This is a genomic window from Mesorhizobium sp. M4B.F.Ca.ET.214.01.1.1 (assembly GCF_004791545.1).
GTDB classification, from domain to species: Bacteria; Pseudomonadota; Alphaproteobacteria; order Rhizobiales; family Rhizobiaceae; genus Mesorhizobium; species Mesorhizobium abyssinicae.
This window is the reverse complement of record NZ_SRUX01000006.1, coordinates 13025-39372: the sequence shown is the minus strand read 5'-3', so window position 1 is coordinate 39372 and position 26348 is coordinate 13025. Positions and strand designations below refer to the sequence as shown.

24 protein-coding genes and 1 pseudogene are annotated in these 26348 nt (G+C 57.4%); 15 read left to right on the top strand and 10 right to left on the bottom strand.

What is annotated here, in order from left to right; all coding sequences use genetic code 11:
- Positions 1–8: 8 nt before the first annotated feature.
- Positions 9–1007, top strand: coding sequence for a LysR substrate-binding domain-containing protein (locus EN857_RS13670; protein ID WP_245511298.1), 999 nt, complete (start codon positions 9–11; stop codon positions 1005–1007).
- 155 nt (positions 1008–1162) lie between these two features.
- Here EN857_RS13670 and EN857_RS13665 read toward each other — a convergent pair whose 3' ends face one another.
- Positions 1163–1906 carry an SDR family NAD(P)-dependent oxidoreductase gene (locus EN857_RS13665; protein ID WP_210235136.1) on the bottom strand — a complete coding sequence of 248 codons (744 nt, stop codon included), beginning with the start codon at positions 1904–1906 and terminating at the stop codon, positions 1163–1165.
- Positions 1907–2459: 553 nt separating this feature from the next.
- On the opposite strand from EN857_RS13665, the gene EN857_RS13660 reads away from it, so the two are divergent.
- The 5 genes from EN857_RS13660 to EN857_RS13640 all read left to right on the top strand — a co-directional run bounded on the left by EN857_RS13660 (position 2460) and on the right by EN857_RS13640 (position 8495).
- Positions 2460–3452 (top strand): ABC transporter permease subunit, encoded by a 993-nt coding sequence (locus EN857_RS13660; protein ID WP_128187936.1) that lies wholly within the window; start codon positions 2460–2462, stop codon positions 3450–3452.
- Between the two features lie 18 nt (positions 3453–3470).
- Complete coding sequence (gene proX / locus EN857_RS13655) at positions 3471–4505, top strand: glycine betaine/L-proline ABC transporter substrate-binding protein ProX (protein ID WP_128187935.1); 1035 nt, start codon at positions 3471–3473, stop codon at positions 4503–4505.
- A 77-nt stretch (positions 4506–4582) separates the two neighbouring features.
- Entirely contained in the window at positions 4583–5635 is a 1053-nt protein-coding gene (locus EN857_RS13650; protein WP_128187934.1) for a betaine/proline/choline family ABC transporter ATP-binding protein, read from the top strand.
- Positions 5636–5744: 109 nt separating this feature from the next.
- Positions 5745–7265, top strand: a complete 1521-nt coding sequence (locus EN857_RS13645; protein ID WP_128187933.1) for a trimethylamine methyltransferase family protein — start codon at positions 5745–5747, stop codon at positions 7263–7265.
- A 171-nt stretch (positions 7266–7436) separates the two neighbouring features.
- On the top strand, positions 7437–8495 hold the full coding sequence (locus EN857_RS13640; RefSeq protein WP_128187932.1) for a GlxA family transcriptional regulator: 1059 nt from the start codon (positions 7437–7439) through the stop codon (positions 8493–8495).
- 204 nt (positions 8496–8699) lie between these two features.
- On the opposite strand, the gene EN857_RS13635 is transcribed toward EN857_RS13640, so the two are convergent.
- From EN857_RS13635 to EN857_RS13625, 3 genes are all read right to left on the bottom strand, one after another.
- On the bottom strand, positions 8700–10742 hold the full coding sequence (locus EN857_RS13635) for a hydantoinase/oxoprolinase family protein (RefSeq protein ID WP_128187931.1): 2043 nt from the start codon (positions 10740–10742) through the stop codon (positions 8700–8702).
- A 144-nt stretch (positions 10743–10886) separates the two neighbouring features.
- Positions 10887–11699 carry an SDR family oxidoreductase gene (locus tag EN857_RS13630; protein ID WP_128187930.1) on the bottom strand — a complete coding sequence of 271 codons (813 nt, stop codon included), beginning with the start codon at positions 11697–11699 and terminating at the stop codon, positions 10887–10889.
- A 9-nt stretch (positions 11700–11708) separates the two neighbouring features.
- Entirely contained in the window at positions 11709–12470 is a 762-nt protein-coding gene (locus EN857_RS13625) for an SDR family NAD(P)-dependent oxidoreductase (protein WP_128187929.1), read from the bottom strand.
- 342 nt (positions 12471–12812) lie between these two features.
- On the opposite strand from EN857_RS13625, the gene proX (EN857_RS13620) reads away from it, so the two are divergent.
- From proX (EN857_RS13620) to EN857_RS13580, 9 genes are all read left to right on the top strand, one after another.
- Complete coding sequence (gene proX, locus EN857_RS13620; protein WP_128187928.1) at positions 12813–13784, top strand: glycine betaine/L-proline ABC transporter substrate-binding protein ProX; 972 nt, start codon at positions 12813–12815, stop codon at positions 13782–13784.
- Between the two features lie 36 nt (positions 13785–13820).
- Positions 13821–14570 carry an SDR family NAD(P)-dependent oxidoreductase gene (locus EN857_RS13615; RefSeq protein WP_128187927.1) on the top strand — a complete coding sequence of 250 codons (750 nt, stop codon included), beginning with the start codon at positions 13821–13823 and terminating at the stop codon, positions 14568–14570.
- Positions 14571–14677: 107 nt separating this feature from the next.
- Positions 14678–15694 carry a thiamine pyrophosphate-dependent dehydrogenase E1 component subunit alpha gene (locus tag EN857_RS13610; RefSeq protein ID WP_128187926.1) on the top strand — a complete coding sequence of 339 codons (1017 nt, stop codon included), beginning with the start codon at positions 14678–14680 and terminating at the stop codon, positions 15692–15694.
- Positions 15695–15698: 4 nt separating this feature from the next.
- Complete coding sequence (locus EN857_RS13605) at positions 15699–16700, top strand: alpha-ketoacid dehydrogenase subunit beta (protein ID WP_128187925.1); 1002 nt, start codon at positions 15699–15701, stop codon at positions 16698–16700.
- A gap of 25 nt (positions 16701–16725) precedes the next feature.
- The gene (locus EN857_RS13600) at positions 16726–16962 is read left to right on the top strand and encodes a biotin/lipoyl-containing protein (RefSeq protein ID WP_128187924.1); all 237 of its coding nucleotides are present in this window, start codon (positions 16726–16728) and stop codon (positions 16960–16962) included.
- The gene (locus EN857_RS13595; protein WP_128187923.1) at positions 16962–17651 is read left to right on the top strand and encodes a 2-oxo acid dehydrogenase subunit E2; all 690 of its coding nucleotides are present in this window, start codon (positions 16962–16964) and stop codon (positions 17649–17651) included. Before EN857_RS13600 ends, EN857_RS13595 begins: the two co-directional genes overlap by 1 nt.
- A 110-nt stretch (positions 17652–17761) precedes the next feature.
- A complete protein-coding gene (locus tag EN857_RS13590; RefSeq protein WP_128187922.1) occupies positions 17762–18526 on the top strand; it encodes a glucose 1-dehydrogenase in 765 nt (254 codons plus the stop codon).
- A gap of 252 nt (positions 18527–18778) precedes the next feature.
- Positions 18779–18961 (top strand): 4-oxalocrotonate tautomerase family protein, encoded by a 183-nt coding sequence (locus EN857_RS13585; protein ID WP_128187921.1) that lies wholly within the window; start codon positions 18779–18781, stop codon positions 18959–18961.
- A 109-nt stretch (positions 18962–19070) separates the two neighbouring features.
- Complete coding sequence (locus EN857_RS13580) at positions 19071–20318, top strand: Xaa-Pro peptidase family protein (protein WP_128187920.1); 1248 nt, start codon at positions 19071–19073, stop codon at positions 20316–20318.
- Here the strand turns inward: EN857_RS13580 and EN857_RS13575 are convergent.
- From EN857_RS13575 to EN857_RS13550, 6 genes and pseudogenes are all read right to left on the bottom strand, one after another.
- Positions 20283–20534, bottom strand: a pseudogene (locus tag EN857_RS13575) (integrase core domain-containing protein); the annotation flags it as partial. The gene EN857_RS13580 and the pseudogene EN857_RS13575 overlap by 36 nt on opposite strands.
- A 147-nt stretch (positions 20535–20681) precedes the next feature.
- The gene (locus EN857_RS13570) at positions 20682–20963 is read right to left on the bottom strand and encodes an SDR family NAD(P)-dependent oxidoreductase (RefSeq protein ID WP_128188315.1); all 282 of its coding nucleotides are present in this window, start codon (positions 20961–20963) and stop codon (positions 20682–20684) included.
- A 329-nt stretch (positions 20964–21292) separates the two neighbouring features.
- A complete protein-coding gene (locus tag EN857_RS13565; RefSeq protein WP_135858747.1) occupies positions 21293–22294 on the bottom strand; it encodes a pyruvate dehydrogenase complex E1 component subunit beta in 1002 nt (333 codons plus the stop codon).
- A gap of 44 nt (positions 22295–22338) precedes the next feature.
- A complete protein-coding gene (locus tag EN857_RS13560) occupies positions 22339–23316 on the bottom strand; it encodes a thiamine pyrophosphate-dependent dehydrogenase E1 component subunit alpha (protein ID WP_189521645.1) in 978 nt (325 codons plus the stop codon).
- A 901-nt stretch (positions 23317–24217) separates the two neighbouring features.
- Entirely contained in the window at positions 24218–25048 is an 831-nt protein-coding gene (locus EN857_RS13555) for an aldo/keto reductase (protein WP_128188309.1), read from the bottom strand.
- Between the two features lie 454 nt (positions 25049–25502).
- A partial coding sequence (locus tag EN857_RS13550) for a transketolase C-terminal domain-containing protein (RefSeq protein ID WP_135897639.1) occupies positions 25503–26348 on the bottom strand: 846 nt, incomplete at its 5' end.

Sequence of the window (26348 nt, the reverse complement as noted above, 5' to 3'; positions counted from 1 at the left end):
AGTTATCTATGTCCAACTACCGACGGCTTCCGTTAAGCGCGTTGCGCGCATTTGAAGCTGCCGCACGGCATATGAGTTTTACCAAGGCTGCTAATGAGCTTTCGGTCACTCAAGCTGCGGTGAGTCGACATATTCTTACGTTGGAAGATCACCTCGATATCCAGCTCTTCAATCGGGGCAACCAAAAGGTGTCTTTGTCGCCTGCAGGCGAGGAGCTCTTTGAAGCGGCGACCCTTAGCCTTGCTCATATAGCTGCGGCTTTCGATAGTGTGAAGAGGCGAGAGAAGGCGCGAAGATTGACGGTGGGCATGCCGATGTCGTTCGCAACCCTTTTCATGAGCCATCGCATTGGTGATTTTGTAGCGAACAACCCGGAGGTCGACCTGCACCTGGTTTCGCTTGAACGTAGCCCGGCTCCAGCGACAGACGGTTTCGATGTGTCCGTTGTTATGGGGTACCTGGCGCGCCCGGGCTTTACAGCAACGGAACTCTTCGGAGAAGAAGTCTTCCCAGTTTGCAGCAAGTCTTACCAGACCCATTCTGCGGGAATCCGTACTCCGGAGGACTTGGTGAGCGAAGTCCTCCTTGTTATGGATGACCAGCATTGGTCAGCCTACCCTTGGTCACCTTTTGATTGGGTGCATTGGCTCGGACAGTTCGGGATCTCGGCCGACTTCAAGCGCATCATCACGTTCAACAATTACCCAACGATGATGCAGTCTGTGATCAGGGGCCACGGCATAGGACTTGGCTGGCGTCATTTGGTCAGCGATTTCCTCAAAGAGGGCACTCTGATTAGGCCTTTGACCGAAAGCTGCCTAACCGGCCGAAAACATCATCTTATCATTCCAGACACGGCCGTCGAGCGGGAAGACGTTCAGATATTCCGCAACTGGCTGCTTGCACAGGTCGCAGACCTCAACCCGCCGGCTGTGGCGGCAGACTCGACGGTGATTGGTCAGACGGGGGCGCCGTCAAGCCGACAAGGCCTGCCGCCAGAGGATTAGCCATTGTCTGAGCAAACGCCATACCGTTACCGGGGGGCGAGGGTGAAATCTCAAGCTGGTGCAACGTCGCATTCGCCTGGCGGCTTTCGGGCACATGCCTGGGGTTGAGAAAGCGCCAGGGTCGCCCAGCGAAGCGAGGCCCGTACTGAGCTAGGCTAGCCCATGTAGTATCCGCCATTTACGTGGATGGCTTCGCCGACGATATAGCTAGACGCGCCGCTGCAAAGAAACGCTACGACATTAGCAACTTCCTCGGCGGATCCGACACGGCCAGCGGGCGTGGCGTCCAGAAACTTGCCCCCATCCTGGCGCAGCAAATCCTCGATCATCGGGGTGTTTATGGTGCCTGGGGACACTGTATTCACCCGTATAGCGGGCGCAAGTTCCTTGGCTAGAGATCTACTGAGAGCAAGGACCGCTCCTTTTGATGCAGCGTAGTGGCCGCCCGGCGAGCAGCCTTGATGTGCGGCACCTGATGCAATGGTCACAATTGTCCCCCCTGCCCTTATGTGGGGGATGGCCCGTCGACAGATGTAGAACACCCCGTCAAGGTTGATCGACATGGTTCGGCGCCAATCGGCGTCCGTCAAGGTCGACACGGGCTGTTCGTCGTAAATCCCAGCTGCGGGTACTACGTGATCAATCCAATGAAATTGAGCCAGGCAAGCCGTTACCACCGCATCCGCATCAGTCGGACTGCTTGCGTCATATCTGATAGCCACCACGCGTTCGGCCGTCGGGTCCAACGAAGTGGCCAATTTGAAAACGCTTTGATGATCGTAATCGGCCAGCAGCAAGCGTGCCCCTGACTGATGAAATACCCGAGCAATGGCACTCCCGATGCCACCGGCTGCGCCTGTCACAATGACAACCTGATTCAAGAGGCTGTTGTTGGGCAAATGTTTCCCTCGCGGCGCAGGTCGATAGTGGCAAGTCCAGCCGCACTGTTAGTCGGGCGAGCTTTCATGGCGAATCTATAGACAGTCGCTCACCGCGCTTCAAATGAGTTTTCATCAAGGGAGGGAATAACGTGGCATCATGGTGGCGGGGGAGCTTCTCAAACGCGGGGGCAATCCGAACTGGAGCCTGCCTGGGACCAGCCAGTAGCTCGCCGCGGTGCATGCCGAGCCTCATCTGCGACTGTCTTCCTGATAACATTTCTTCCTCAGCGGCATAAGTTTTTATACGGTTGTTTTGTAGCCCACGCGTCGGTAGCGTTCCTGGAGCAGTCAGACGGAACGCTTTAAAGGACCTGCTGAATCTCCTGCTGCCGACCGGCTGATCCGGTGCGGAACAGGAGAACCACCCAAGGCCAGGTATGCCGCGCTAGCTCAGCTTTATACGCTCTCAGCCGTAAGATTGCAGGTTGTTTAGCGGTGGCCGCAGGCTGTCGTCGGGAACGCCAGGTGCTTGAAAAACCGGAGGTTCCGATCTTGGCTGAAAGGACAATTCGTGAACGCTGAAGATGTACTAGACCCGTTCAAAAAATGGCACATCCCGTTTGGTGACTGGGTTGATTCGGGATTAGTGTGGATAGTCCAAGAATACCGCCCATTCTTTCAGACCTTGAAGTGGCCCGTCGACAAGCTTCTGACGGCATTTGATCTTGCGCTCAATGGCATTCCGCCCGTCGTCACGATTCTTTGCTTCGGTTTGGTTGCGTGGCAACTGGCTGGATGGCGGCTTGCTGCTCAGATCGTAGGCCTGCTGGTGATTATCGGGTTTCTAGGCATCTGGGGGGAAACGATGACAACATTGTCGCTTGTTTTCACTGCAGTGCTCGTCTGCACGATCATCGGCATACCGCTAGGCGTACTCGCCGCCCGGAGTGATCGCGCAGCTGCCATCTGCCGGCCGATCCTCGACACGATGCAAACCATTCCCTCGTTCGTCTACCTGGTGCCCGTGGTCATGTTGTTCGGTATCGGCAACGTGCCCGGCGTCATCGTCACAATCATCTTCGCGCTTCCACCCGTTATCAGGTTGACAACGCTGGGCATCCAACAGGTCCCCGAGGAAGTCGTCGAAGCTATGCGCGCTTTTGGAGCGACCAACCAGCAGCTCCTTTTCAAAGCCCAATTGCCTCTGGCTCTACCGAGCATCGTCGCGGGTGTGAACCAGACATTGATGATGTCGCTGTCGATGGTTGTCGTAGCTTCCATGATTGCCGTGGGCGGCCTGGGGCAGATGGTTCTGCGCGGCATTGGCCGCCTGGACATTGGTTTGGCCGCAACTGGCGGCATCGGCATCGTCTTCCTCGCGGTCATTTTAGATCGCTTGGCCCAATCCGCGATGTCACGGCGCCGATCCTTTGCCGGCGTAGCGTGGCACAGGCGGGGACCAGCCGCACTCGTTGCCGCCTTCTTCAAGAACTTCCAATCCTCTCCGGCGGGGCATGGGGGATTAAAAAATGGCCGGCAGGAATTAGCGACGCACAACGACTAACAACAATGGGAGCGACTTATGAGCAATCGGCTTAAAATAGGGAAGCGTTTTCGGGGGTTCACCGCAGGTTTGACCGTGCTGGGCACTCTCGCCTTATCTGCGGGGTACGCTTCTGCCGAGGATCTTCCGGGCAAAGGCGTTACAGTAAAGCCTCTGGTTAACGGTATCGCCGAGGAAATGTTCGAGGCCTACATCGTTAAGATTGGGCTTGAAGATCTGGGCTATACGGTCGAGGAGCCATCTTCGGCACAGATTCCTCTCGCGCACCTGGCCGTGGCTAGCGGTGACGCCGATTACTACACGCCGCACTGGTATCCCCTACACATAACATTCGCCGAGAAGTCCGGCGGCGATGCCAAGGCTCAACGGGTTGGGACTCTCGCGAAGAACTCGATCCAAGGATACTCGATCGACAAGGCCACAGCCGACAAATACGGCATCAAGACGATCGATCAGCTGAAAGACCCCAAACTCGCCAAATTGTTCGATGTCGATGGGGATGGCAAAGCCGACCTTTATGGTTGTGATCCGGGCTGGGGCTGCGAGCGTATCATCGAACACAACCTTGATGCGTACGGCCTACGGGGTACAGTGACGCATAAACAGGGCGAGTATTTCGCGCTGCTGGCAGACGTCATCCAGAGGATTCAGTCCGGCAAACCCACGTTGTATTACGGTTGGGTCCCCATGTGGGTGAACGGGGTTCTTCGGCACGGTCAGGAAGTGGTCTGGCTTACAGTTCCTTTCACGGCGTTGCCTGATGAGCAGGCTGGGGCCGACACAACAGTCCCGGGCATCGGAAACCTAGGTTTCTCCGTGAACACTCATCATGTGTTTGCGAACACCGCTTTTCTCGAGAAAAACCCAGCTGCAAACAAGTGGTTCGAACAGGTCACGATACCGATTCAGGACATCGATGACGAGAACTTGCTTATTCACAAAGGGGAAAAGACCAACGACGCGATCCATGGTCATGCCGAGGCCTGGAAGAAGGCCCACATCGACCAGTGGAATGCCTGGATAGCGCAAGCGAAACAGGCAGCAGCCAAGTAAGCTGAACTGCGGGGAATATACAGCCGCCCGGTATCCTGTGCGATACCGGGCGACACCTCTCAAGCTTGGAGCTTAACTTGAAAGCGCATGCAATAGAATTCAAGGACGTATGGAAGGTCTTCGGGACGAGCCCGAAATTCGACCTCGCGAGCGTTCAAAGCGATCATCTTTCGAAGGCAAAATTGCTTGAGAAACATGGTTGCGTGGCAGCCGTCGCCGGCGTTTCGTTTAAGGTCGAGGCGGGCGAGATTTTCTGCGTTATGGGCCTATCTGGGAGCGGCAAGTCGACGTTGGTTCGGCATGTCAACCGATTGATCAAACCAAGCGCAGGGCAGGTGATTGTTGGTGGCGAAGACATCAATCTGAAATCCGAAGACGAGATGCGACAACTCCGTGCCCGTTCGATGGGAATGGTTTTTCAAAATGTTGCGCTTCTGCCTCATCGCACCGTCCGTGACAATGTTGCCCTGAGTTTGGAGCTTCGGAAGATCAATGCTCGGCAGCGCTATGAGATTGCTGAGGAAAAGCTTGAGCTGGTCCAATTGGCCGGCTGGGGCGACAGGTATCCGGATGAGCTCTCAGGAGGAATGAAGCAGCGTGTAGGACTGGCCCGAGCACTGGCAGCCGATCCGGCCATATTGTTGATGGACGAGCCGTTTTCAGCGCTCGACCCGCTCATTAGGCGTGAGCTTCAGGATCAGTTCAGGGAACTGTCGACGAAGCTGAACAAAACTACGCTCTTCATCACGCATGATTTGGATGAAGCGGTCCGGCTCGGACACCATATCGGCGTCATGAAGGACGGAAAAATGCTTCAAATCGGGTCTGCTGAAGACATCCTCGGCAACCCGAAAGATCCGTATGTCGAGAAATTTGTCCAAGGCAGTAGCCGCCTGAAGCTGTTGAAAGCTGAGTCGGTCATTCTCTCCCTTAGCGACTATGAGAATTCGAACGGCGCCACCGCGCTGGCAGACGCTCCACGGATCAAGCTGAACGTCGCCATCAAGGAACTTGTCGAGTTGTCAAACCGAAATCACAACAGGCCGCTGGTTGTAGTAGATGATGCCGGCTTTACCGTTGGAATAGTTACAGCATCCTCCCTGCTGCGCGGAATACAGGACAGACTTTAGGCCAAACGCGTCAACATGCATAACCTGAGTTCATAGCCGAGATGATTTTTTATTGTTAGTTATCATCTGATTTGTGAACTACAGTCTAGCATCAAATAGGGGATAAGTAATGTCTACTCGATCAGGTGGCCGTGACGCTCGCCAAAAGATGCGATCGGAGAGGGCTGTAACGTACATGCCCCCGATGGACCGGGGCCTGCCGTATATGGATTTGCTCAACGCGGACGAACTGCAGCGTCTGCATGATTACTCGATGCAGATACTTGAAGAGATTGGAATCGAATTCCGCGATGACGAGGCTATTGCTCTCTGGCAAGCGGCCGGGGCCGACGTGACTGGTCAACGCGTCAGAATCGATCGTAATCTCCTGATGGAACTCATTGCAAAGGCTCCTGAAACCATCACGGTCCACGCGCGGAACCCTGCCAAGACGGTCACCCTCGGGGGTCGAAAAACCATCTTTACGCCGGCATACGGCTCTCCAAACGTGCTGGACTTGGAAGGAAAGCGGAGAAACTCAACAATTGCCGACTTCGTGAATTTTGCGAAGCTCGCGTATCAGGCGCCTGCCATGCACATGACCGGCGGCGTCCTATGCGAGCCGATGGACATTGCAGTCCCCAAGCGCCATCTGCATATGAATTACAGTCTTATCAAGTATTCTGACAAGGCGTTCATGGGGGCCGTGACTTCGCGAGAGCGCGCGGAAGACACCGTGTCGATGGCCAAAATCGTCTTCGGTGACGAATTTGTCCACAACAACACCGTTACCGTATCGATTGCCAACTGCAACTCGCCGTTGGTGTGGGATTCGACGATGCTCGATGCGGTCAAGGTCTATGCAGCGAGCAACCAAGCGATCTTGTTCACTCCATTCGTGCTGGCCGGCGCCAGCACGCCTGCGAGCACTTTGGCTGCTGTCGCGCAGCTCAATGCCGAGGCCTTGGCAGGCGTAGCTTTCGCCCAGTTGGTCCGCCCTGGAGCCCCTGCCATCTATGGCCAGTGGTTGGCGACCGTTTCAATGAAGAGCGGCGCGCCCATGGCAGGAACGCCGGAAATCGACCACATGAACATGTTGGTCGGCCAACTCGCGAGACACTACAAGTTGCCCTGGCGTTGCAGCGGCATGTGCACGAGCTCGAAGCTCGTCGATGCTCAGGCAGGGTATGAGGCAGCCCGCAATATGTACGGCGTGCTGATCGCTGGAGCGAATTTCGTTCTTTCCACCACCGGGTACCTCGAGGGCGCCCTCACCCAAAGCTACAGCAAATTCATGCTCGATGCGGAGCAGATGGTGATGTTCTACAAGCTTGGGCAGGGCTTGGTGAAGAGCGAACTGGATGAGACGCTCGATGCGATCCGACAGAGTGAGCCGGGAAGCCATTATCTCGGAACCGCGCATACGCTGAAGAATTTCGAACAGGCATTTTTTGTGCCTGATCTCATGAACCACGACAGTTACGAGCAATGGTCGTTCGCAGGTTCAAGGGACGCCGATACGCGCGGACGGGACGCCGCTGAAAAGGCACTCAGGGAATATGAGGCGCCGCCGCTCGACCAAGCCATCGATGAAGAGCTTCTCGACTTCATGAAACGCAAGGAACTTCAGATCGGCGACGCAGTCCTTTAAAGGCAGGCTCGGAGGTAGCGGGTGGGGACGTACTGCGGGCATCGAAAACGATTCTGGGCGTAGCAGACGAATTGGGCTCCATCTGCCTGCCCCATCAACCGCCTGCTCAAGACTTAGCCGAAATCACACCAGGCTTGCCGGGTAAAAGCTCGGCAAGTCCTTCCGAAAGGTATGGACGAGCTGATGAACGCACCTCCCGACATGAATGCCATGAAGCCGCTTGACGATCAGTTGCAAGGTGGCCACCCGGTCGAGTTGGTTGTCCTAGTGGTGCCAGGGTTTTCGCAGCTGGCGCTCCACGCGTTCCTTGAGCCTTTCCGCATCGCCAATATGCTTTCGAAGGCAAAGCTGTTCCGCTGGCAAATAGCTGGCCTCGATTCGCGCCCGGTCGAAGGGGCGAGCGGCATCTCGGTGGCTGTTGACATGACGATCGACGAATTGGACACTTGTATCAGCTGCCGGGGACCCCATCATCTTGCAATCATCGCCGGCGAGCCGGTGGTGCGACGGCTACCGACCCAGATCAACAACGTCGTGCGGACATTTGCAAGGCGCGGAATTGCAATATCCGCGGTTGGGACAGCCACCTGGCTCCTGGCGCAGACAGGCCTGCTTGCCGGCACGCGCTGCACGATTCACTGGTCGCGACTGGCGGCATTCTCAGAGATGTTCAGCCAAACCCAGATCCGTGATGCACTATTTGTGAAAGATGGTCAGTTTTCGACATGTGCCGGGGAACTTGCGGCCTTCGACCTGGCTGTCGATCTGATCGCCGGTCATGTCGGTGGGTTGGCCGCCCAGGAGGTTTGCCGATACGCGACGGTAGAAGGCCAACGTTCAGGTACGAACCGCCAGACCGGCCCGTCAGGTTTGGCCTTTGCCGGTGCGAGCGATAAGCTTCTAATGGCCATGCGGCTCATGGAAGAGTACGTGGAATATCCCTTGAGCATGAGCGAAGTTGCGCGTAGGGTCGGAATATCGCGGCGTCAGTTGGAGCGCTTGTTTGCAAATCACGTGCATATGCCCCCCGTGCGTCATTACCTTCGTATCCGTGTCGAGCACGCTAAGCGCCTGATCGAGGGCACGAGCCTGCCCATAATAGATATCGCAATTGCCTGCGGGTTCATTTCTGCGTCGCACTTTGCAAAGTGCTTCAGGACGTTCCACGGTGTCTCGCCGCAGCAATGCCGTATCGCGTTACCAGCGTGGGTCGGGCCTGGCTTAGGTTAATTGCCTCGGGCGCCGTGCGATGCGCAGGACCGTCGGCGACGATGTAGCGATGGGATAACTTGGTGCAATTGGATGCGGCGAAAGCACCGACTGTGCATCCCCGCTATCGTGTTTACCACCAGATTGCCGTACCGCCGTCAGGTGCATAGCGTTCAACAGCATTCGGCGGAGCAGCTGGCTGCCGACTGTGGCCAGCAAGGCTGGCTACACCGCAATCCTGGGTCTTCCCGACGCTACCGCTACGACCTGCGCCTCGATGAAGAGGCGCTGACCCTCCACGGTCGAAACCCGATATTCGATGGTGGCGTCGATCTCGGCACTGTCGGTGCCGGCATCCCTTGCCGTTTGTACCACAATGGCACGGACGTCGGCCTCTGCGGCAGCGATAGCAGCAGCCTCGTCGAGGAAATCGCGAACCCTACCCCCCGAGGCGAGGCGGAAAAGCCCCTCTTTGGGCTGGCTGACCTGTGCCTCGGCCGAGACGCTCACCTGGCCGACGACAGCGCCAAGAGCGTTGGCGACGTCGGTGTCTTCGGGCACCAAGCAGTCGTTGCCGATGAGCGGAGGCAACCCCGCATAGTGCAATGGCGCCGAGGCGCCGAGGCCGATGACCGGACGGTCGAGCGCAACGCTTAATCGGGCTATACCAGGATGCGCGTCGACCGCGCGCTGTACCAGCGCATGCGCCACGGTTGCCGCGCCGTCGAGCCCGTCTTCGGCGAAAGCCGTCTCGAGGATCACTTCGGCCGACCAGCGTGTCAGAGTCGCCAGCACGCGCTCCGAGATCGCTTCCGGGGATGCGGCGATGGGATGGCCGCTCCCGTCGCGCTTGCGGGCAAACAGTTCCGCGCCCAGCCGGGCGGCGATTGGATCCCAGTTCGACCGCTTACCCAGCACATGCGCAGCATCCGACGGCGTGAAGCCGGCGACATGCACCAATCCGCGGGCCACCAGCCGATTGAGTGTCGCATTTTGGGCGTTCGAGGTAAGCAATTTGTCCAGAGCGACCGCTGTGGCGCCGATTGCCTCGTAAAGCCTGACCTCAGGTGCAGTAAGGCCGGCAGCAAGCCTTTCCGGCATCCCGGTGCGCACGGCAAATCGCCCATCCGCGCGGCCGGGATTGGGTGCCCGCAGCTGGCGTTCGAGCTCAGAAGTGACCGCGTCGCCATCCACCATACTGGCCAGTGCCAGAGGCACCAGGCGGCGTGGCCCGAGCAGGATGTTCGGGTTGAGCGCGCCCTCTTCGAGCGCTACTTCGGAATCACCACCAAGGCCAAAGGTGCGCATGGCCACGGCCTCGACCATGGTGCGGAAGCCTCCGACGGTGGCGCCCTCTGGATCAAGCCGCGGCCGGACCTTGTCGAGCACCGCGACGTCGGTAGTGGTGCCACCGATGTCGGAGACGACTGCGTTGTCGAGGCCCGTCATGTGGCGGGCGCCGACCAGACTGGCGGCGGGACCGGAGAGGATGGTCTCAATCGGCCGCTGGCGGGCAAAGGCTCCCGACACCAGCGCACCGTCACCACGTACCACCATCAGGGGCGCGGATATACTGCGCTGCTCGAGAAAGCTTTCGGTCGCCGCCACCAGGCGCTCGATCATCGAGATCAGCCTGGCGTTAAGCAATGTGGTGAGCGCCCGGCGCGGGCCGCCAAGCTTGGCTGACAGCTCATGACTGGCGGTGACCGGTAGCCCAGTCTTCTCACGGATCATGTTACGAGCAGCGATTTCATGCGCAGGGTTGCGCGTGGCGAAATAGGCGCATACAGCGAAGCCAGAAACCGAGCCGCCAAGCTCCGGCAATGCTGCTTGCAGGCCCGATAGGTCGAGCCCCGCAGTATTGCCGTGCACGTCATGGCCTCCCGGACAAAACACCACCGGATCGGTGCCGAGTGCCGTACGAAGCCCGTCACGCGCAAGATCGGCCTCGGAAAACCCGATCATGATGAGGGCGACTCGGCCACCCTGGCACTCGACCAACGCGTTGGTCGCTAGGGTCGTCGACATCGAGACCAGTTTGATATCGGTCGGATCTGTACCGGCCCTTTGCAGCACCGCGTCGACGGCGCCGGCGATACCGACGGCAAGATCATGCCTCGTCGTCAGCGCCTTGGCCTTGGCCAGAACCTTGCCCTTGCTAGGCCCGTGCTGCGGGCCTTCGGTCTCAGACCACAGCACGGCATCAGTGTAGGTGCCGCCAGTGTCAATGCCGAGAAACAGCGGCCTAGGCTTGGTCTTTGTCCTCACAACCGATAGCCATTCGACCGGGGCTCCCCCCCCAGTTTGGGCGCAGCAACGCTGCTTTGTAAAGCGCACATGCCGGTGAGCATCACTGTGTTCCTCAGCGAGCCCGAGGACCCGCCGTAACCCGTTCCGGGCGCCGACGCAACGCTATGCTTGGACCTTTGTCAGTTTGGCCCGGTACTCTTCATCCAAGATGGCGGGCAACGAAATTTTCTTGGTGCGCGCGCCATCGACGGAGATCATTTCGCCGCTCACGAAACTGGAATCGTCACTTGCCAACCACAGGACTGCGTTGGCTATCTCCTTAGGAGCTCCAATCCTCCCCACCGGGTGAAGCTGTCCCAATTCGCGCTCAATCAAGCTTCGATCGGGGTGCATCTCGACGTAGGCACGATTTAAATCAGTGTCGATCCATCCCGGGCAGACAGTGTTGCAACGTATGCCGTCAGGCCCAAGGTCCACGGACAGCCCGAGCGTCAGTCCGTGAACGCCAGCCTTCGAGGCCGCGTAGGCTGTATGCCACGGGTTGACCATATAGCCTTCCACCGACCCGATGTTGACGATTGTCCCTCCTCCCACTCGCCTCATTTCAGGGACCACATACTTTGCCATCAGAAAGGGCCCGCGGAGATTGACTGCCATGAGCCGGTCCCACTCTTCAGCGGTCTGGTCATCAATGGACTTGTGCATGACAAGACCCGCATTATTGACCAGAATGTCGATCTTGCCCCATTTCTGCAGGACTTCATCGACGAAGGTGCGGATCGAAACCTCCTTTGTGACGTCCAGCGGGAGAGGCGTAATTCCACCTGCGCCGCCGGAACCGGAAGCACGGTCGTCGCGCAGATCGCCAACGACCACGATGGCACCCTCCTCAGCAAGCCTCTCCGCGATCGCACGTCCTATTCCCTGGTTGCCACCTGTAACGACAGCAACCTTGCCTGATACCCGACTACCCAAAACTTCCTCCTATCCTGCCGTGAAGCCGCCATCTATCGGAATAGCAACCCCAGTAATGTGCCTGGCGCCCTCGCTCGCGAGGAACACGGTCAAGCTCGCAATTTCCTTGGGGGTCGCCACCCGACCCTGGGGTATGGAGTCGACATTTCTCTGCAGGATTTGCTCGGCTGTGACAGGCTGAGTGTGCGCTGAAACAAGCATCGGGGTGTCAACGGCGCCGGGGCAGACCGCGTTGATGGTAATCTGCTCCTTGGCATGATCTAGGGCCATCGCCTGCGTCATTAGAACGACAGCGCCTTTGGACGCGCAATAAGCAACCAGTCCAGGGCAGCCAACCAGTCCCACGTTCGATGCGACGTTGATGATGCTTCCGCCGCCCGTCGTCCGCATGGAGCGCACCGCAGCGCGGCTGAAAAAGAACACGCCATTCACGTTAGCCTCGAACGTCTGGCGCCAATCGTCATCCGACGTATCAACAGCGTTTCCGCGCCGGATAATCCCAGCGCTATTGACCAAAACATCAACCTGGCCGAACCTCTCCACGGCGGACCTGACCACTTGGTCGGCAAAAGCAGGGTCTGCAACATCGCCGAGCTGAAGCAAGGCTGTGCAACCGAGCTTCTCCACTGTCTCCAGGGCCTTCTGGCCCCGCTCCCGATCCCGCCCTGCCAAGACCAGCGAGGCTCCTGTCGCGGCAAACGCTTCCACCACGGCGCGCCCAATGCCGGAGGTCGCACCGGTAACAATAACCACCTTCTTCGATTGCGCCATATGTTGATTGTCCGGGCAGAGGGCTGCGTGAGAACGACGGCATGCACTGTGATCTAGGCCGGCAAACGTACTGTTCGCAAGCACCCAAAAAGTCATGCAGCTAACAAGCTGAAGTCATGGTCGCAGGTCATGACCTCTGGTTATCCGGCGCCCCATTAATACTCATTTGAAGTGTGGCGGGGGCGCCCCTATAGGTCACACCGAGCGAGCAAAAGACACCGAAAAGAGGGCCAAAAGCAACTTGCCGAGCAGCTCGTACGCCCGGCTGGCCGGGTGATCGCACCTCGAAGCGAGCGCCACTAAAGCCTATAACTGCAACTACATGGGAAATGGGAGTATGACATGAAATCGCTTTTTCGCTTTATTCTGCTCAGCTCCATCGTGATGGCGCCGGCCGCGTTCGCGGCTGAAAAGGTCATACCAGGATGGGATGGCGTTTCCGAAGAACTCATGCAGACCCTTATAGTGGGTGAGGGCCTACGCCAGCTCGGATATGACGTAGCGGATCCTGTTCAGCTCCAGATTGAACTGGCTTATGTGGCGCTCGCGAAAGGGGACGTTACTTATTACGCAGCATTTGCCGATCCTATCCATAACCAGTACATCAAGGAAAACGGTGGAGAATCTGTCCTAACGACCATGGGCCTGCTGTCGGCCAACAACGTGCAGGGCTATCTGATCGACAAAAAGGCGGCGGATGCTACTGGCATCAAGTACTTGGAAGATCTGAAGGATCCAGAGAAAGCAAAGCTGTTCGATATTGATGGCGATGGCAAAGCAGACATTTATGGGTGCGATCCGGGCTGGGGCTGCGAGCGGATCATTGAGCATCACCTCGACGCCTACGGCCTTCGCGACACCGTAGAAGAGAAACAGGGCGGTTACTTCGCAATCATCCCTGATGCTATCGAGCGCATCAAAGAAGGCAAGCCGACGATCTATTACACTTGGACGCCTTTTTGGCTCTCGAGCATTCTGCAGCCAGGCAAAGACGTTGTCTGGCTCAATGTTAAAAAGACCGATTTGCCCGATGGCCAAACAGCGAGCACGGAAGTGCCGGGCCTTGGAAATCTAGGTTTTCCCATGATTCAGCAACGAGTTGCTGCGTCGACCAAGTTCATCAACGACAATCCGTCCGCGAAAAAGTTCTTCGAACTGTTCGCGATGCCGTTGGAGGACCTGAATGCCCAGGCTCTGCGAATTTACAACGGCGAGAAATCCGACGCGCAGATCAAGCAGCGCGCGATGGAATGGATCTCGAACAACAAGACGAAGTGGGACGACTGGATCGCGCAAGCCAAGGCCGCAAAATAGCAACGACGGCGGCTAGGATCATGGCGGAGAACGGAATTGACTGACAACAGCCTCCTTGACCAAACCGTCATCTTGACGGGCGCTGCCGGTGGTATCGGCAGCGCCATCGCCCAGGTGTTAAGACGGCTTGGCGCCCGACTGATCTTGGCGGACTACGATGGCGCGAGCGTGGAGCGAGTGGCAGCATCGCTCGATCCCGAGGGCGAACGGGTCGTAGCTATGCGTTACGATGCAAGCAACCCAGCCGACGCCGAGACCGTGGTAGCTACCTGCCTTACACGTTTTGGTCACATTGACCATGTTGTCCCTGCGGCAGCCATTTTCGAGGATCAGCCGTTCGCGACAATGACCGACGAGCAATGGCGCCGGATGATATCAGTCAACCTCGACGGCGTTTTTTTTATTTGTCGTAGGGCCATCCCCCATATCACGCCGGGGGGGTCCATCGTGACGATTGCGTCTTCAGCAGCACATGAAGGCTCATCGGCAGAGCATGTTCATTATGGAGCTTCAAAAGGCGGTGTCTTGGCGTTCGTCAAGTCACTAGCGAAAGAAGTGTCGCCGCATGTCCGCGTGAACAATGTGTCGCCCGGTACCATCGATACTCCGATGGTTGCTGAAATGTTGCGCGAGAAAGGGGACATCTGGTTGGCGGCTACCCCGGCAGGTCGTTTCGGAACGGGCGAAGACGTTGGCAACGCAGTGGCGTTTCTATGCAGCAATGCTGCCAGCTACATCATGGGCCAGACAATTCACGTGAATGGTGGCTTGTATATGGGCGGCTAGAAACGGCGATGAGCTTTGACCGGACCAGACTAGAGCACATCCGACAGCACACATCAGAACCTGCCCGCGTGGTTTAAGCGGAGCTTTGAATATGGAGCGCTTGGAAGATGCACTTGAGCGGCGAACTGAGATTAGAGGCCTACCGGAGGATGCTGCGCATTCGTCGGTTTGAAGAGGAAGGTAGCCGACTCTTCAAGGGCGGCAAGATTCCTGGCGTTTTCCATACAAGCATTGGTCAGGAAGCGGCAATCGTGGGCTCGTGCCTCGCACTGCGCGATGACGACGCCATGACCGGCACACATCGCTCGCATGGCCATCCCATCGGAAAGGGTGGGCATCTCGACGTTCTGATGGCCGAATTGATGGGCAAGGAAGGCGGCATTTGTAAGGGGCGCGGAGGTTCGATGCATCTTGCGGACCGATCGGTCGGAATTATCAGCGAGTCGGGCATCGTAGGGGGCGGTATACCCCTTGCCACAGGTTGTGCTTTCAGTGCGATGGTTCGAGGCGTCGACCAGGTTTCCCTGTGCTTCTTTGGCGACGGGGCTGTTAATCAGGGCACCTTTCACGAAAGCCTCAATATGGCTTCGCTGTGGAAACTGCCTGTGATCTATCTTTGCGAGAACAATGGCTATGCAGTGACCGTCTCGGTGGCCCAAACCCATGGCCAACCTGACATCGCGTTACGTGCGGCCGGATTTGGAATTCCGGGCGTCAATGTTGACGGGCAAGACTTTGACGCGGTCTTTGCAGCGACCGAAGCGGCTGTGCGGCGGGCGAGAGCTGGCGATGGTCCTAGCCTGATCGTCGCTAACACCTACCGTTTCGACGAACACAATGCGGGCCTGGCCATTCCGGGAACGCCCTATCGCTCCACCGAGGAAATTGAAAGTTATCGCCGGGATCGGGATCCCCTGGTTCTCTATCGAAGCGCTCTACTCAAAGACGGAGTCAGGGAACCGGTTCTCACCGAGATCGAGGATGAGGTTTCCCTGGTAGTCAAGCAAGCTGTTCAATTCGGCCTTAATAGCCCCCTCCCCCAACTAGAGACGCTCCCCGACTACATGTTTAACACGCCCCTCATCGGGCACAACAACTTCGTCGCCGGGCTCGAGAGGATCTAATGGCATGCATGATGATGCGCTAACACTTTCCGAAGCCCCGACTACTCATAGGCAGATGACCTATATCGATGCGCTCGTCCAAGCTCAATTCGAGGAGATGGAGCGCGATAATCGTGTTGTACTCATGGGAGAGGATGTCCCTCTGTATGGCGGCCTCAAGCTTATCGAGACGTTCGGCAAGAAACGGGTCTGGAACACGCCTATTTCGGAAGGAAGTTTCACGGGCATCGGCATTGGAGCCGCCATCAATGGATTGCGGCCGATCGTCGACCTGACCATAGCCAGTTTCGTTTATCTCGCGTCCGACCAGATCATCAATCAGGCCGCTAAGCTGCAGTACATGACCGGGGGGCAGATCGATATACCGATCGTGATACGGTGCTGCATGTATCCTACGGGCTCGAAGGCGGCTCAACATGCGGACCGCCCCTACCCATTATTCATGAACGTCCCCGGCCTCAAGATCATCTGCCCGTCGACCCCCGCTGACATGAAGGGCCTCATGAAGGCGGCGATTCGCGACGGCGATCCTGTTCTCGTGTTTGAGGATGCTCGCCTTTGGGGGGTCAAAGGGGATGTTCCGACAGATCCTGATTACGTCATTCCGATCGGGAAGGCCGACGTGAAACGGGAGGGCACGGATGTGACGCTCGTTACCATCGCCAGCGCCATCCGCCCGACAATGGAAGCGGCCGATGCCCTTGCGAAAGAAGGGATTTCGGTTGCAGTGATCGATCCTCGCACGCTGAAGCCGCTCGACTATCAGACGATCAAAATATCCTTAGCAGAGACTGGGAGGCTCCTGATCGTCGAGAACGCTCACCGTGTATGCAATGTGGGAAGCGAGATTGCCGCAGTGATGGCGGAAGAGGCTTTTGATCTGCTGAAACGTCCGATCCTTCGCGTTTGTGCGCCAGACATCCACGTTCCCTTCAGTCCCGCGCTCGAGAAGGGCTTTTACCCCACGAAGGACCGCATTATCGCCGCCATACGTCGGCTCCTCTAAACGTCTTAATCGAATGGATACCAAGATGACAGTTGACATCAATCTGCCGTCCAGCGGAATGGGCATCGAGGAAGCAACAGTCATTCGCTGGCTGAAAAACATTGGCGATCAAGTGCAGGAAGGAGAGATCGTCGCTGAAGTCGAGACGGCCAAGGCTACCGTGGAGATCGAAGCGCCGGCGTGCGGAAAGTTGGCAACCATTGTTGCCCCGGTTGGCACGACGGTCGATGTCAATGCGGTCCTTGGAACGATTGCGAGCTAATGTCGAACTCATTCATCGAGGTGGCCCTGTCGCCTTTACGCAAGGCGATCGCGGCGCGAATGACGTTGGCAAAACAGACGGTCCCGCACTTCCGGATGGTCGCGCACATTGAAGCCGACAAGCTGATGCGTTGGCGGTCTGAGCTGAATGGACACCATCCAAACGAGAAGGTGTCGCTCAACGACTGCCTAGTCAAAGCGGTAGCTGTTTCGCTGGTCAAGCACCCTTCCATCAATTGCCAGATGGCAGACAACACGATCCGTCAATATCATAGCGCTGATATTTCTGTAGTGATTGCCGTCAAGGGCGGTCTGTCGACACCTGTGGTGCGCAGCGCGGAAACCAAATCGGTCATCGAAATCGCCGCAGAGACCAAGGATTTCGTCGACCGGGCTACGCGCAACTCACTGAAGATGAGAGAAATTTCAGGCGGCTCGTTCAGCGTCTCCAATCTAGGTGGCTATGGTATTGAGCAGTTCGACGCAATCATAAATGTTCCACAGTGCGCCATTTTGGCCGTTGGGAGCGCTGTACCACGGGTTGTGGTGGATTCCTCGGGGAATACCCGCACGGCAACGATGATGACCGTTACCCTGTCGGTGGATCACCGGGCAATTGATGGCGCGGAAGCTAGCAAATTCCTGCTCGAGCTGCGGAATGTCATTGGAAACCCCGAAAGCTTGGCCTGATAGCTGCTTAGCGCCTGTTCGCGCGGTTGCTGGATAGTGACTTTGAACGGCAGGAGGGTCGCCAGGCCCGCCTCGACCGAGACGCATTGAATTTTCTTATGAGGGCTTCCATGACTGATCGGCTAGCCGGCAAATGTGCAATCGTGACTGGCGGTGGCCGTGGTATCGGCGCCGGGATCACCGAGCGGTTTACCGAAGAAGGGGCGCTGGTAGCTGTCATACAGCGCAATCCGCCCCTCCAAACGGCGCTCGACGGGCCCGTCATCTATGTGAAGGCAGATCTCGCTAGGCCCGAACAAATAGCATCAGCTTTGGAAGCTGCCGTTGAGCGGATCGGCGGCCTCGACATCCTCGTCAACAACGCCGGTATCGTTTTCGAGAAGACGGTCGAGGAAACGACAGAGGAGGACTGGGACCGGATGATGAACATCAACCTGAAGGCCCCGTTTCTAATGACGAAGGCTGCGATTCCGCATCTTCGCCGGCGGGGAAAAGGAAGCATCGTCAACATTGGCTCAATCGAGGGGCTCGGGGCCAATCCAGGTCATGCGGGCTATTCCGCTTCGAAAGCTGGGATCCACGGTTTCACGGCGGCAGTAGCCGTTGACCATGGGCACGAGGGCATCCGTTGTAACGCTATTGCCCCAGGGTGGATCGTGTCCGACTTAAGCGAGATTTACATCAATGGCATGTCCGACAGCGCCCGAGCCCGCAATGAGCTTCTCGCAATGCATCCTGTAGCACGTCTTGGCGAACCCCGGGACGTCGGAAATCTCGCTGTCTGGCTTGCCTCCGATGAAAGCGGCTTCGTCACTGGCCAAGTCTACGTTATCGACGGCGGCCGCACTAAAAAGCTTCCACTTCCGAGAACGTAATGCCTCGTCACCTTGCGATTCAACGCGCAACTCCCAATGGACCCAGAATCTGGCCATGAGCGGCGGCCTTGTAAGACCCGAAGTGATCGTCATGACCCCTGATTATCCGGCCTGGCAATAATACTCATTTGACCAGTCGTCGCCGCTGCCTACTGTTGCAGCGCCTCGGTTGGACTGTCCTCACGCCGGCCAGAACGCCGGAGAAGCCGTCACAACGCTGAGTCCGTCTGTAGAACATCCAAGGAGTAAGCTATGCCGGTGATCCACATTGAAACGTTCAAAGCGAACGACGACAAGAAAGCAGAAATTGCCGCCGAAATCACAAAGTTGTTCTGCGAGAAGTCTGATCTGAAACCCGAGCAGGTTCATGTGGTTTTTGACGAGTATGCGCCGAATAACTGGGCAACCGGCGGCAAACTCTGGTCGAGAATGTAGGCCGGCAAGTTGGGCTTGATCGTACTGTTTGTAGCTCGGAGGGCCGTGCGTCGAATCTGCAGCAGGTCTCAACCGCCGTAAATCCAATCAAGCTCGATACGAGGAACCGATGAGCGATTTCAAAGTGGTTTCACCAGATCCTGACGGGTTCCTGCTCCGCGACAACTGGAGCGATTTGCGGCAGTTTCGGCAGATGCCGGATATCGATTTCCAAAGGCTCGACAAGTACCGGAAGGGCCGCCTTCGAGCTGCAATGCGGGCCTCCGACGTCGCTATGTGCGTGCTGGTGAGTCCCATCACCATTCGTTACGCGATTGATTACAACACCTTTCCTTTGTTCCAGTCGCATATCCCGGTCACCTATCTCTTTTTTCCGCTCGACGGGCCGGTCACCCTGCATCAGGCCTACAGCCGCGGATCATCGGCCGACCGGGTCAGGTCGGGAAGGCCACTCTCGTTTTTTGAGGGCGGGTACGAACTTCCCGAGGCCGCCAGGCTCTTCGCCGACGACACCGTGGAATTCCTGAATGAAATCGGAGCCACCAACCGCAAGGTGGCTCTGGAATACATCAACCCGAGCATCACTCAGGCTCTGCTGCAGCGCGGGTTGGAGGTCATTGACGCCGCCGACATCGTCGAAGGGGCACGCGTCATCAAATCGGATGACGAAATCGCCTGCATCAGATGGGCCTGTGCCGTGGCCGAGCATGGCATCGCGCGAATGCAGGAAACCATGGGTCCCGGCGTTACGGAAGTGCAGCTCTGGGGCATCCTCAACTACACCAACCTGGCCAATCAGGGCGGCTGGCATGAGGGACGCATGCTGGCGTCAGGACCACGTATCAATCCGTGGCTGCAGGAAGCCACTCAAAGGGTCATTGAGCCCGGGGACCTGGTCGGGTTTGACACCGATATGGTCGGGCCCTTCGGATACTTCTGCGATGTCTCGCGGACATTCTATTATGGAAAAGACCGGCCAAGCGCCCGGCAGCGGCAGCTCTACCGCTACGCCTACGATGAGTTGCACACCAACATGAAGCTTATCCGCGCTGGGCTCAGCATGAAGGACCTGCAGGCCGAGGCCTGGCCGGTACCCGAGGAGTTCCACGAGCAGGCCTACACCTGCGTAATTCACGGCGTAGGAATGTGCGATGAATACCCGCAGGTTAAACCAATCTTCAGAGGTCCGATCGCGTACGATGCCACGCTTGAGGCCGGAATGGTCGTTTGTGTTGAATCTTACATTGGCGCTGTCGGGGAACGTGACGGGGTTAAGCTTGAGGAACAGGTGCTTGTAACTCGCGATGGGTTCGAACTGCTGTCAACCTATCCTTTCGAAGAGCGTCTCCTGGGCTAGATGTTTGGTCCCGGATTTGCTGGAGCGGATTGCGGCCCAAACCTTGCAGATGAACTCATAGGGTGTGAGGCCTTTGAGGGTCTTGAGCCTGCGACCGAAGTTGTAGGCCGAGATGAAGTCGGCAAGGTGCTGGCGGAGTTGGTCGTGGCTCTCGTAATAGAAACCCCTGACGGTTGCATCCTTGATGGTCCGGTTCATTCTCTCGACCTTGCCGTTATCCGGTATGTGATCTGTGGTGCCTTTTCGTCCTGCTGTTCTTGTTTTGGAACGCCCATATGGTGAGCCCGTCCGGGACGTGGGGCACCGGGAGCACGAAGGTGCAGGCAGGCCGTCAATAGACCGTGGGCTGAGAGCCCGAGCTCGTTACATGGCCGCCCCTCGCGACTTTCCCGGATGCGCTGCGAGCGCGGATCTAAAATTCTGAACAACCTCATCAACGAATGCACGAACCGAAGCCTCCTTCGTGACATGAAGGGGTAGGAAAGCGAGCCTCTGGTGGCTACTGGCGGGCGGCGAGTGCTCGCCAATCAAGTCGCCGACGACAACAATTGCCTCCTCCTCAGCAAGCCGCTCGGCAATCGCCCGCCCTATGCCTCGGTTGCCTCCGGTTACGATGGCGACTTTGCCTGAAAGCCGATTCCCCATGCATTCCTCCCCCTGCTATGAAGCCACCTCTATCGGAACAGCAACTCCGTGATCTGCTTGGCCTCGTCACCGAAAGGTGGATGCGCAGCTTAATCGCTGTTGCGGCGGGGTGTCGGATCGTCATCACGGTGATCGCGGTGGGCGACTAAACTGTTCCTCCGCAACTGGATGAACTTGGTATGGACATCGCCTTTACTCTGCTGATGATTGTGAGCATTGACGCGTACCCCTGGGCGCCTTCGGCAAACCGGGATCTGCGGAAACTCATCCTGATTGCCTGCATCCGCCACTCGCACTATGCTTCCACTCTGCTGGAATCTTTGAGAATGTTAGAGCAACCGCCGTACGGCGGCAATGACATGGTCCTTGGTCGGGAAGAAGCCCTTCTCGAGGGCAGGACTGAAAGGGACGTGAATATCGGGTGCGCTCAGGCGCAGAATCGGTCGCTTCAACAGATCAAACGCCTCCTCCGCCATTACCGCGGCGATTTCACTTCCGAGATTACACACGCGGTGGGCGTTCTCAATGACCACAAGTCGTCCGGTTTTGGCAACTGACGTTTTGATGGCCTCGTGATCGAGCGGCTTCAACGTACGTGGATCGATCACTTCAACCGAAACGCCGTCCTCGGCGAGCGCTCTAGCAGCTTCCATCACCGGCCCAATGACACCGGCAACAGCGATAAGCGTTACGTCTTCTCCTTCGCGCTTCACTTCCGCTTTGCCAATCGGGATCAGATGGTCCGGATCTGTAGGCACATTGTCCTTGACCGGCCAAAGGCGCCTGTCTTCGAAGACCATTACCGGATCACCGTCACGGATGGCCGATTTCATCAGTCCCTTGATGTCGGCGGCGCTGGTCGGACTGATGATCTTGAGGCCAGGCACATTCATAAACAACGGATAAGGCCGGTCAGCGTGCTGCGCCGCGTAGGACCCTAGCGAGTACATCCAGCAACGAAACACGATCGGAATGTCGATCTGGCCTCCGGTCATATACCGCAATTTTGAGGCCTGGTTGATGATCTGATCCGAGGCGAGATAGATGAAGCTGGACACCGAGAGGTCTACGATCGGCCGCAATCCATTGATGGCAGCCCCGATTCCGAGGCCGGTGAAACTGCCTTCTGAAATCGGCGTGTTCCAGATCCGGTTTTTGCCAAACCGCTCAATAAATTTGGCGCCGCCATAGATCGAAGTGTCCTCTCCTATCAGGACGACGCGCTCATCGCGATCCATTTCTTCCATCTGGGCCTGCACGAGCGCTTCAAAATAGGTCATCTCAATATGGGCGCCGGGCGTCGCGGCGAGTTTCTGGGCATCATTTTCCATGTGGAATTAATTCCTCTCCAGGCCAGCCACGAAGCCGTGATGGCCTACAAGGGCGAGTTGGACATATAATCGGGTAAGGTTTCCGGCCGAGGCATGGGGCTGGCCAAAGCAAATTCTACGGCCTGCTTTACAGCTTGGCCGACTTCGTCCTCGATTGCTCTCAGACTGTTTTCATTTATGCCTTCATCAAGGAGCACAGTGCGATACAGCAAGATCGGATCGCGCTCGCGCCTTTGAACCTCGACTTCTTCAACCGCTCGATAAGGTTCCCCCGGAATCACCAAGCCGAAGTTGTGCTCATCGAACCGATAGGTGTTGGCCACTATCAGAGTAGGCCCCTCGCCCGCGCGTGCTCGCGCTACGGCCGCTGCCGTCGCTTCATAGACGGCACCTACACTCTGACCGTCAACTGTTGCCCCAGCCATGCCATAGCCCGGTGCCCGTAGCGCGATGTCGGGCTGCCCGTGGCTTTGCGCCACCGACGTGGTCATTGCATAGCCGTTGTTCTCGCAATGATAAATGACCGGAAGCTTCCACAGGGAGGCCATGTTGAGACTCTCATGAAAGGTGCCCTGATTCACTGCCCCATCGCCGAAGAAGCAAACGGTAACCTGATCGACGCCGCGCACCTTGGCGCTGAACGCACATCCCGTAGCAAGGGGAATCCCGCCTCCGACGATACCCGATTCGCTGATGATCCCGACCGAATTGTCTGCAACGTGCATTGAACCGCCACGCCCCTTACAGATGCCGTCCGCCTTTCCCATCAACTCGGCCATCAGCCCATCTAGGCTCGCACCCTTCCCGATTGGATGTCCATGCGAACGATGCGTTCCGGTCATGGCGTCATCGTCGCGAAGAGCGAGACATGCCCCTACGATAGCAGCTTCCTGACCGACGCTCGAGTGGAAGAAACCAGGGATCTTGCCATCTTTGAACTGGCGCATACCCGCTTCCTCGAATCGACGGATGCGAAGCATCCGCCGATAAGCTTCCAGTTTCTGATCACGTTTTAGCTTCATACCCAACGTTCTCCAACTGCAAGGTAGAGATGTTCATTGTCATTACTGAATTGGCCATAACATGTCACGATATTCTTTATAAAACTTTCGCCAAAATACGTAAAAATCTTCTACATTATTGTGAACAATATGTGCCTAGCTATATGTACCTTACGGGGCGACGTTTAACTACGGAATCCCCCCAAGAAGCTAGTTCGCTGCAATAACTGCATCGGATACCTACCACCTGAAACCGAGTGGAACATCATGCCGGCAAACACACGGCCGGAGCCGACCCGCCATTTCATGCCGCTGGGAATTCCGTGAGGGCAAGCGAATCAGTGGTAGTGGCACTATCACGAGAATTCCAGGCAGGCCAAGCCGGACTTGCGAAAGGCTGCTTTTCCATCATCGACAGCGTCATGTCCCCTCGCGCAGCGCCGTCAGACGGGCGTTCTCATGATCTTCATTCGGCCCCTCCGACGAATCTCGAGTGCCGCAACTCCAGCCTCTTCCGTCAGCTCCGAATGAACTTTCGCCTGAAAGCTCCCATATACAGGACGCCGCGTTCGCTTTTGATGTCGTCGACCTTCAGGCCGATAGACGCCGACTGCGCTGGTTTACGAGCTATGCTGCAGCAACAGCGGCAGCAGCACCGGCAAGGTGCCCTGAGGAGTGGCAGGCGCGCAAGTCCGCTAGACCGAGGCGTCCCGGCGACCGGCCAAAATGCCGGCGTAAACAGGATCGCGGCGTCGCCGATAACAGATTTCGGATAGCCATCTCCTCGGTCATGCGACGAGGCTCAACTCGGGCCATCTCTCGTCTCCGCCCTTCAACAGCTGCAATCTTCTTAAACATAGCGTCATCCGCAATCCTACACACCAGATGTCTCTTGCTCCGGCACCGGCGGCCCGCTAACCGACTAGCCACCGTCCCACGTCGGCGAGTAGTCGGGATTGCAGATCCGGTAATTGCGCGACCGGAGGCCCGAGATCGCTGTCATCTCGTGATCGGAAAGCTCTACGTCGAACAGATCAAGGTTTTCCGCTAACCTCTCCTTGTGCGAGGTGCGCGGAATAGCGACGATTCCTTTCTGCTGCACTTGCCATCGTAGCACGATCTGCGCCGGGCTTTTGCCATGCCGCTTGGCGGCGTCCCTTATTGCCGCCTCTTCGAATAGCGCTCCACCTCGGCCGAGCGGACAATAAGCAATCATGGCCGCACCGGCAGCTCGACAGGCGCCATGGACCGTGGTCTGGTTGAGAAAAGGATGCGATTCGACTTGGTTCGCCACGAGTGGCCCATCCGACAGGCACACCGCCTCCGCAAACAGCCGGGCGGGGAAGTTCGACACGCCGATGTGCCGCACGATGCCCGAATCGCGAACCGCGTTCAGCGCCCTGATAGATCCGGCCAGCGGAATGGCGGGGTTTGGCCAGTGGATCAGCAGCAGGTCGATCGTATCGAGTCCAAGCCGCTCTAGGCTCGCCTCGGCCGATCGCTCCAGATTTCCCGGAGCGACATCGGCAAAACCGACTTTGGTTGTGACGAAGACGTCTTCGCGCGGTACGCCGGAAATCCGCAGTCCCTCGCCCACCGCGCTCTCGTTGTCGTAGACCGCGGCGGTGTCAAGGTGGCGGTAACCGAGGAGAAGCGCATGCGCGACTAACTTCGAGCACACATCACCCTTCAACGTCCAGGTCCCAAACCCGATTGCCGGTATCGTTGCGCCGTTTACTATAACGTAGTGCATAAAGCCTCCTTTTTTCCCCCGCGGCAGGTAGTCGTCTTAGCGACGTTGATGCGCCGGGAATTACGTAGCCCATGAAAATCCATCCCCTGCAGTACGTAACTACTGGGTGGCTAGGACGGCGAATCAAGGCTCATGCCGAATATTCGGATCGAACATGACTCCGCTATACTCAGGAATTTTTGCTCGCTCAGCATCATTGCAACCTGTTGCAAGGACGATCTGCCCCAACTTGCGGCGCAGCGCTGTCCATGGCCGGATGGCGCATTGTGGTGCAGGCACCCTCAACGCCCTCAACTGGGCGCACCTTCCTGTCCGACCGGGCTCGTAAACACACATCCGCCGCCGCTCAGGCCGCAGCCGGCTCTGCCGCCCAGGAATAGTAAATTATTCGACCTCGCGGAGCTCATCATGGACTCGATCAGATGCTTCCACTCTGCTGGAATCTTTGAGAATGTTAGAGCAACCGCCGTACGGCGGCAATGACATGGTCCTTGGTCGGGAAGAAGCCCTTCTCGAGGGCAGGACTGAAAGGGACGTGAATATCGGGTGCGCTCAGGCGCAGAATCGGTCGCTTCAACAGATCAAACGCCTCCTCCGCCATTACCGCGGCGATTTCACTTCCGAGATTACACACGCGGTGGGCGTTCTCAATGACCACAAGTCGTCCGGTTTTGGCAACTGACGTTTTGATGGCCTCGTGATCGAGCGGCTTCAACGTACGTGGATCGATCACTTCAACCGAAACGCCGTCCTCGGCGAGCGCTCTAGCAGCTTCCATCACCGGCCCAATGACACCGGCAACAGCGATAAGCGTTACGTCTTCTCCTTCGCGCTTCACTTCCGCTTTGCCAATCGGGATCAGATGGTCCGGATCTGTAGGCACATTGTCCTTGACCGGCCAAAGGCGCCTGTCTTCGAAGACCATTACCGGATCACCGTCACGGATGGCCGATTTCATCAGTCCCTTGATGTCGGCGGCGCTGGTCGGACTGATGATCTTGAGGCCAGGCACATTCATAAACAACGGATAAGGCCGGTCAGCGTGCTGCGCCGCGTAGGACCCTAGCGAGGACATATTGCAACGAAACACGATCGGAATGTCGATCTGGCCTCCGGTCATATACCGCAATTTTGAGGCCTGGTTGATGATCTGATCCGAGGCGAGATAGATGAAGCTGGACACCGAGAGGTCTACGATCGGCCGCAATCCATTGATGGCAGCCCCGATTCCGAGGCCGGTGAAACTGCCTTCTGAAATCGGCGTGTTCCAGATCCGGTTTTTGCCAAACCGCTCAATAAG

Excerpts from the sequence above, each read along its gene's own strand:
- EN857_RS13670 (WP_245511298.1), top strand. The coding sequence starts at position 9 with ATGTCCAACTACCGACGGCTTCCGTTAAGCGCGTTGCGCGCATTTGAA.
- proX (WP_128187935.1), top strand. The coding sequence starts at position 3,471 with ATGAGCAATCGGCTTAAAATAGGGAAGCGTTTTCGGGGGTTCACCGCA.
- EN857_RS13645 (WP_128187933.1), top strand. The coding sequence starts at position 5,745 with ATGTCTACTCGATCAGGTGGCCGTGACGCTCGCCAAAAGATGCGATCG.
- EN857_RS13640 (WP_128187932.1), top strand. The coding sequence starts at position 7,437 with ATGGACGAGCTGATGAACGCACCTCCCGACATGAATGCCATGAAGCCG.
- EN857_RS13625 (WP_128187929.1), bottom strand. The coding sequence starts at position 12,470 with ATGGCGCAATCGAAGAAGGTGGTTATTGTTACCGGTGCGACCTCCGGC.
- proX (WP_128187928.1), top strand. The coding sequence starts at position 12,813 with ATGAAATCGCTTTTTCGCTTTATTCTGCTCAGCTCCATCGTGATGGCG.
- EN857_RS13610 (WP_128187926.1), top strand. The coding sequence starts at position 14,678 with ATGCACTTGAGCGGCGAACTGAGATTAGAGGCCTACCGGAGGATGCTG.
- EN857_RS13605 (WP_128187925.1), top strand. The coding sequence starts at position 15,699 with ATGCATGATGATGCGCTAACACTTTCCGAAGCCCCGACTACTCATAGG.
- EN857_RS13600 (WP_128187924.1), top strand. The coding sequence starts at position 16,726 with ATGACAGTTGACATCAATCTGCCGTCCAGCGGAATGGGCATCGAGGAA.
- EN857_RS13595 (WP_128187923.1), top strand. The coding sequence starts at position 16,962 with ATGTCGAACTCATTCATCGAGGTGGCCCTGTCGCCTTTACGCAAGGCG.
- EN857_RS13590 (WP_128187922.1), top strand. The coding sequence starts at position 17,762 with ATGACTGATCGGCTAGCCGGCAAATGTGCAATCGTGACTGGCGGTGGC.
- EN857_RS13585 (WP_128187921.1), top strand. The coding sequence starts at position 18,779 with ATGCCGGTGATCCACATTGAAACGTTCAAAGCGAACGACGACAAGAAA.
- EN857_RS13580 (WP_128187920.1), top strand. The coding sequence starts at position 19,071 with ATGAGCGATTTCAAAGTGGTTTCACCAGATCCTGACGGGTTCCTGCTC.
- EN857_RS13570 (WP_128188315.1), bottom strand. The coding sequence starts at position 20,963 with ATGGGGAATCGGCTTTCAGGCAAAGTCGCCATCGTAACCGGAGGCAAC.
- EN857_RS13565 (WP_135858747.1), bottom strand. The coding sequence starts at position 22,294 with ATGGAAAATGATGCCCAGAAACTCGCCGCGACGCCCGGCGCCCATATT.
- EN857_RS13560 (WP_189521645.1), bottom strand. The coding sequence starts at position 23,316 with ATGAAGCTAAAACGTGATCAGAAACTGGAAGCTTATCGGCGGATGCTT.
- EN857_RS13555 (WP_128188309.1), bottom strand. The coding sequence starts at position 25,048 with ATGCACTACGTTATAGTAAACGGCGCAACGATACCGGCAATCGGGTTT.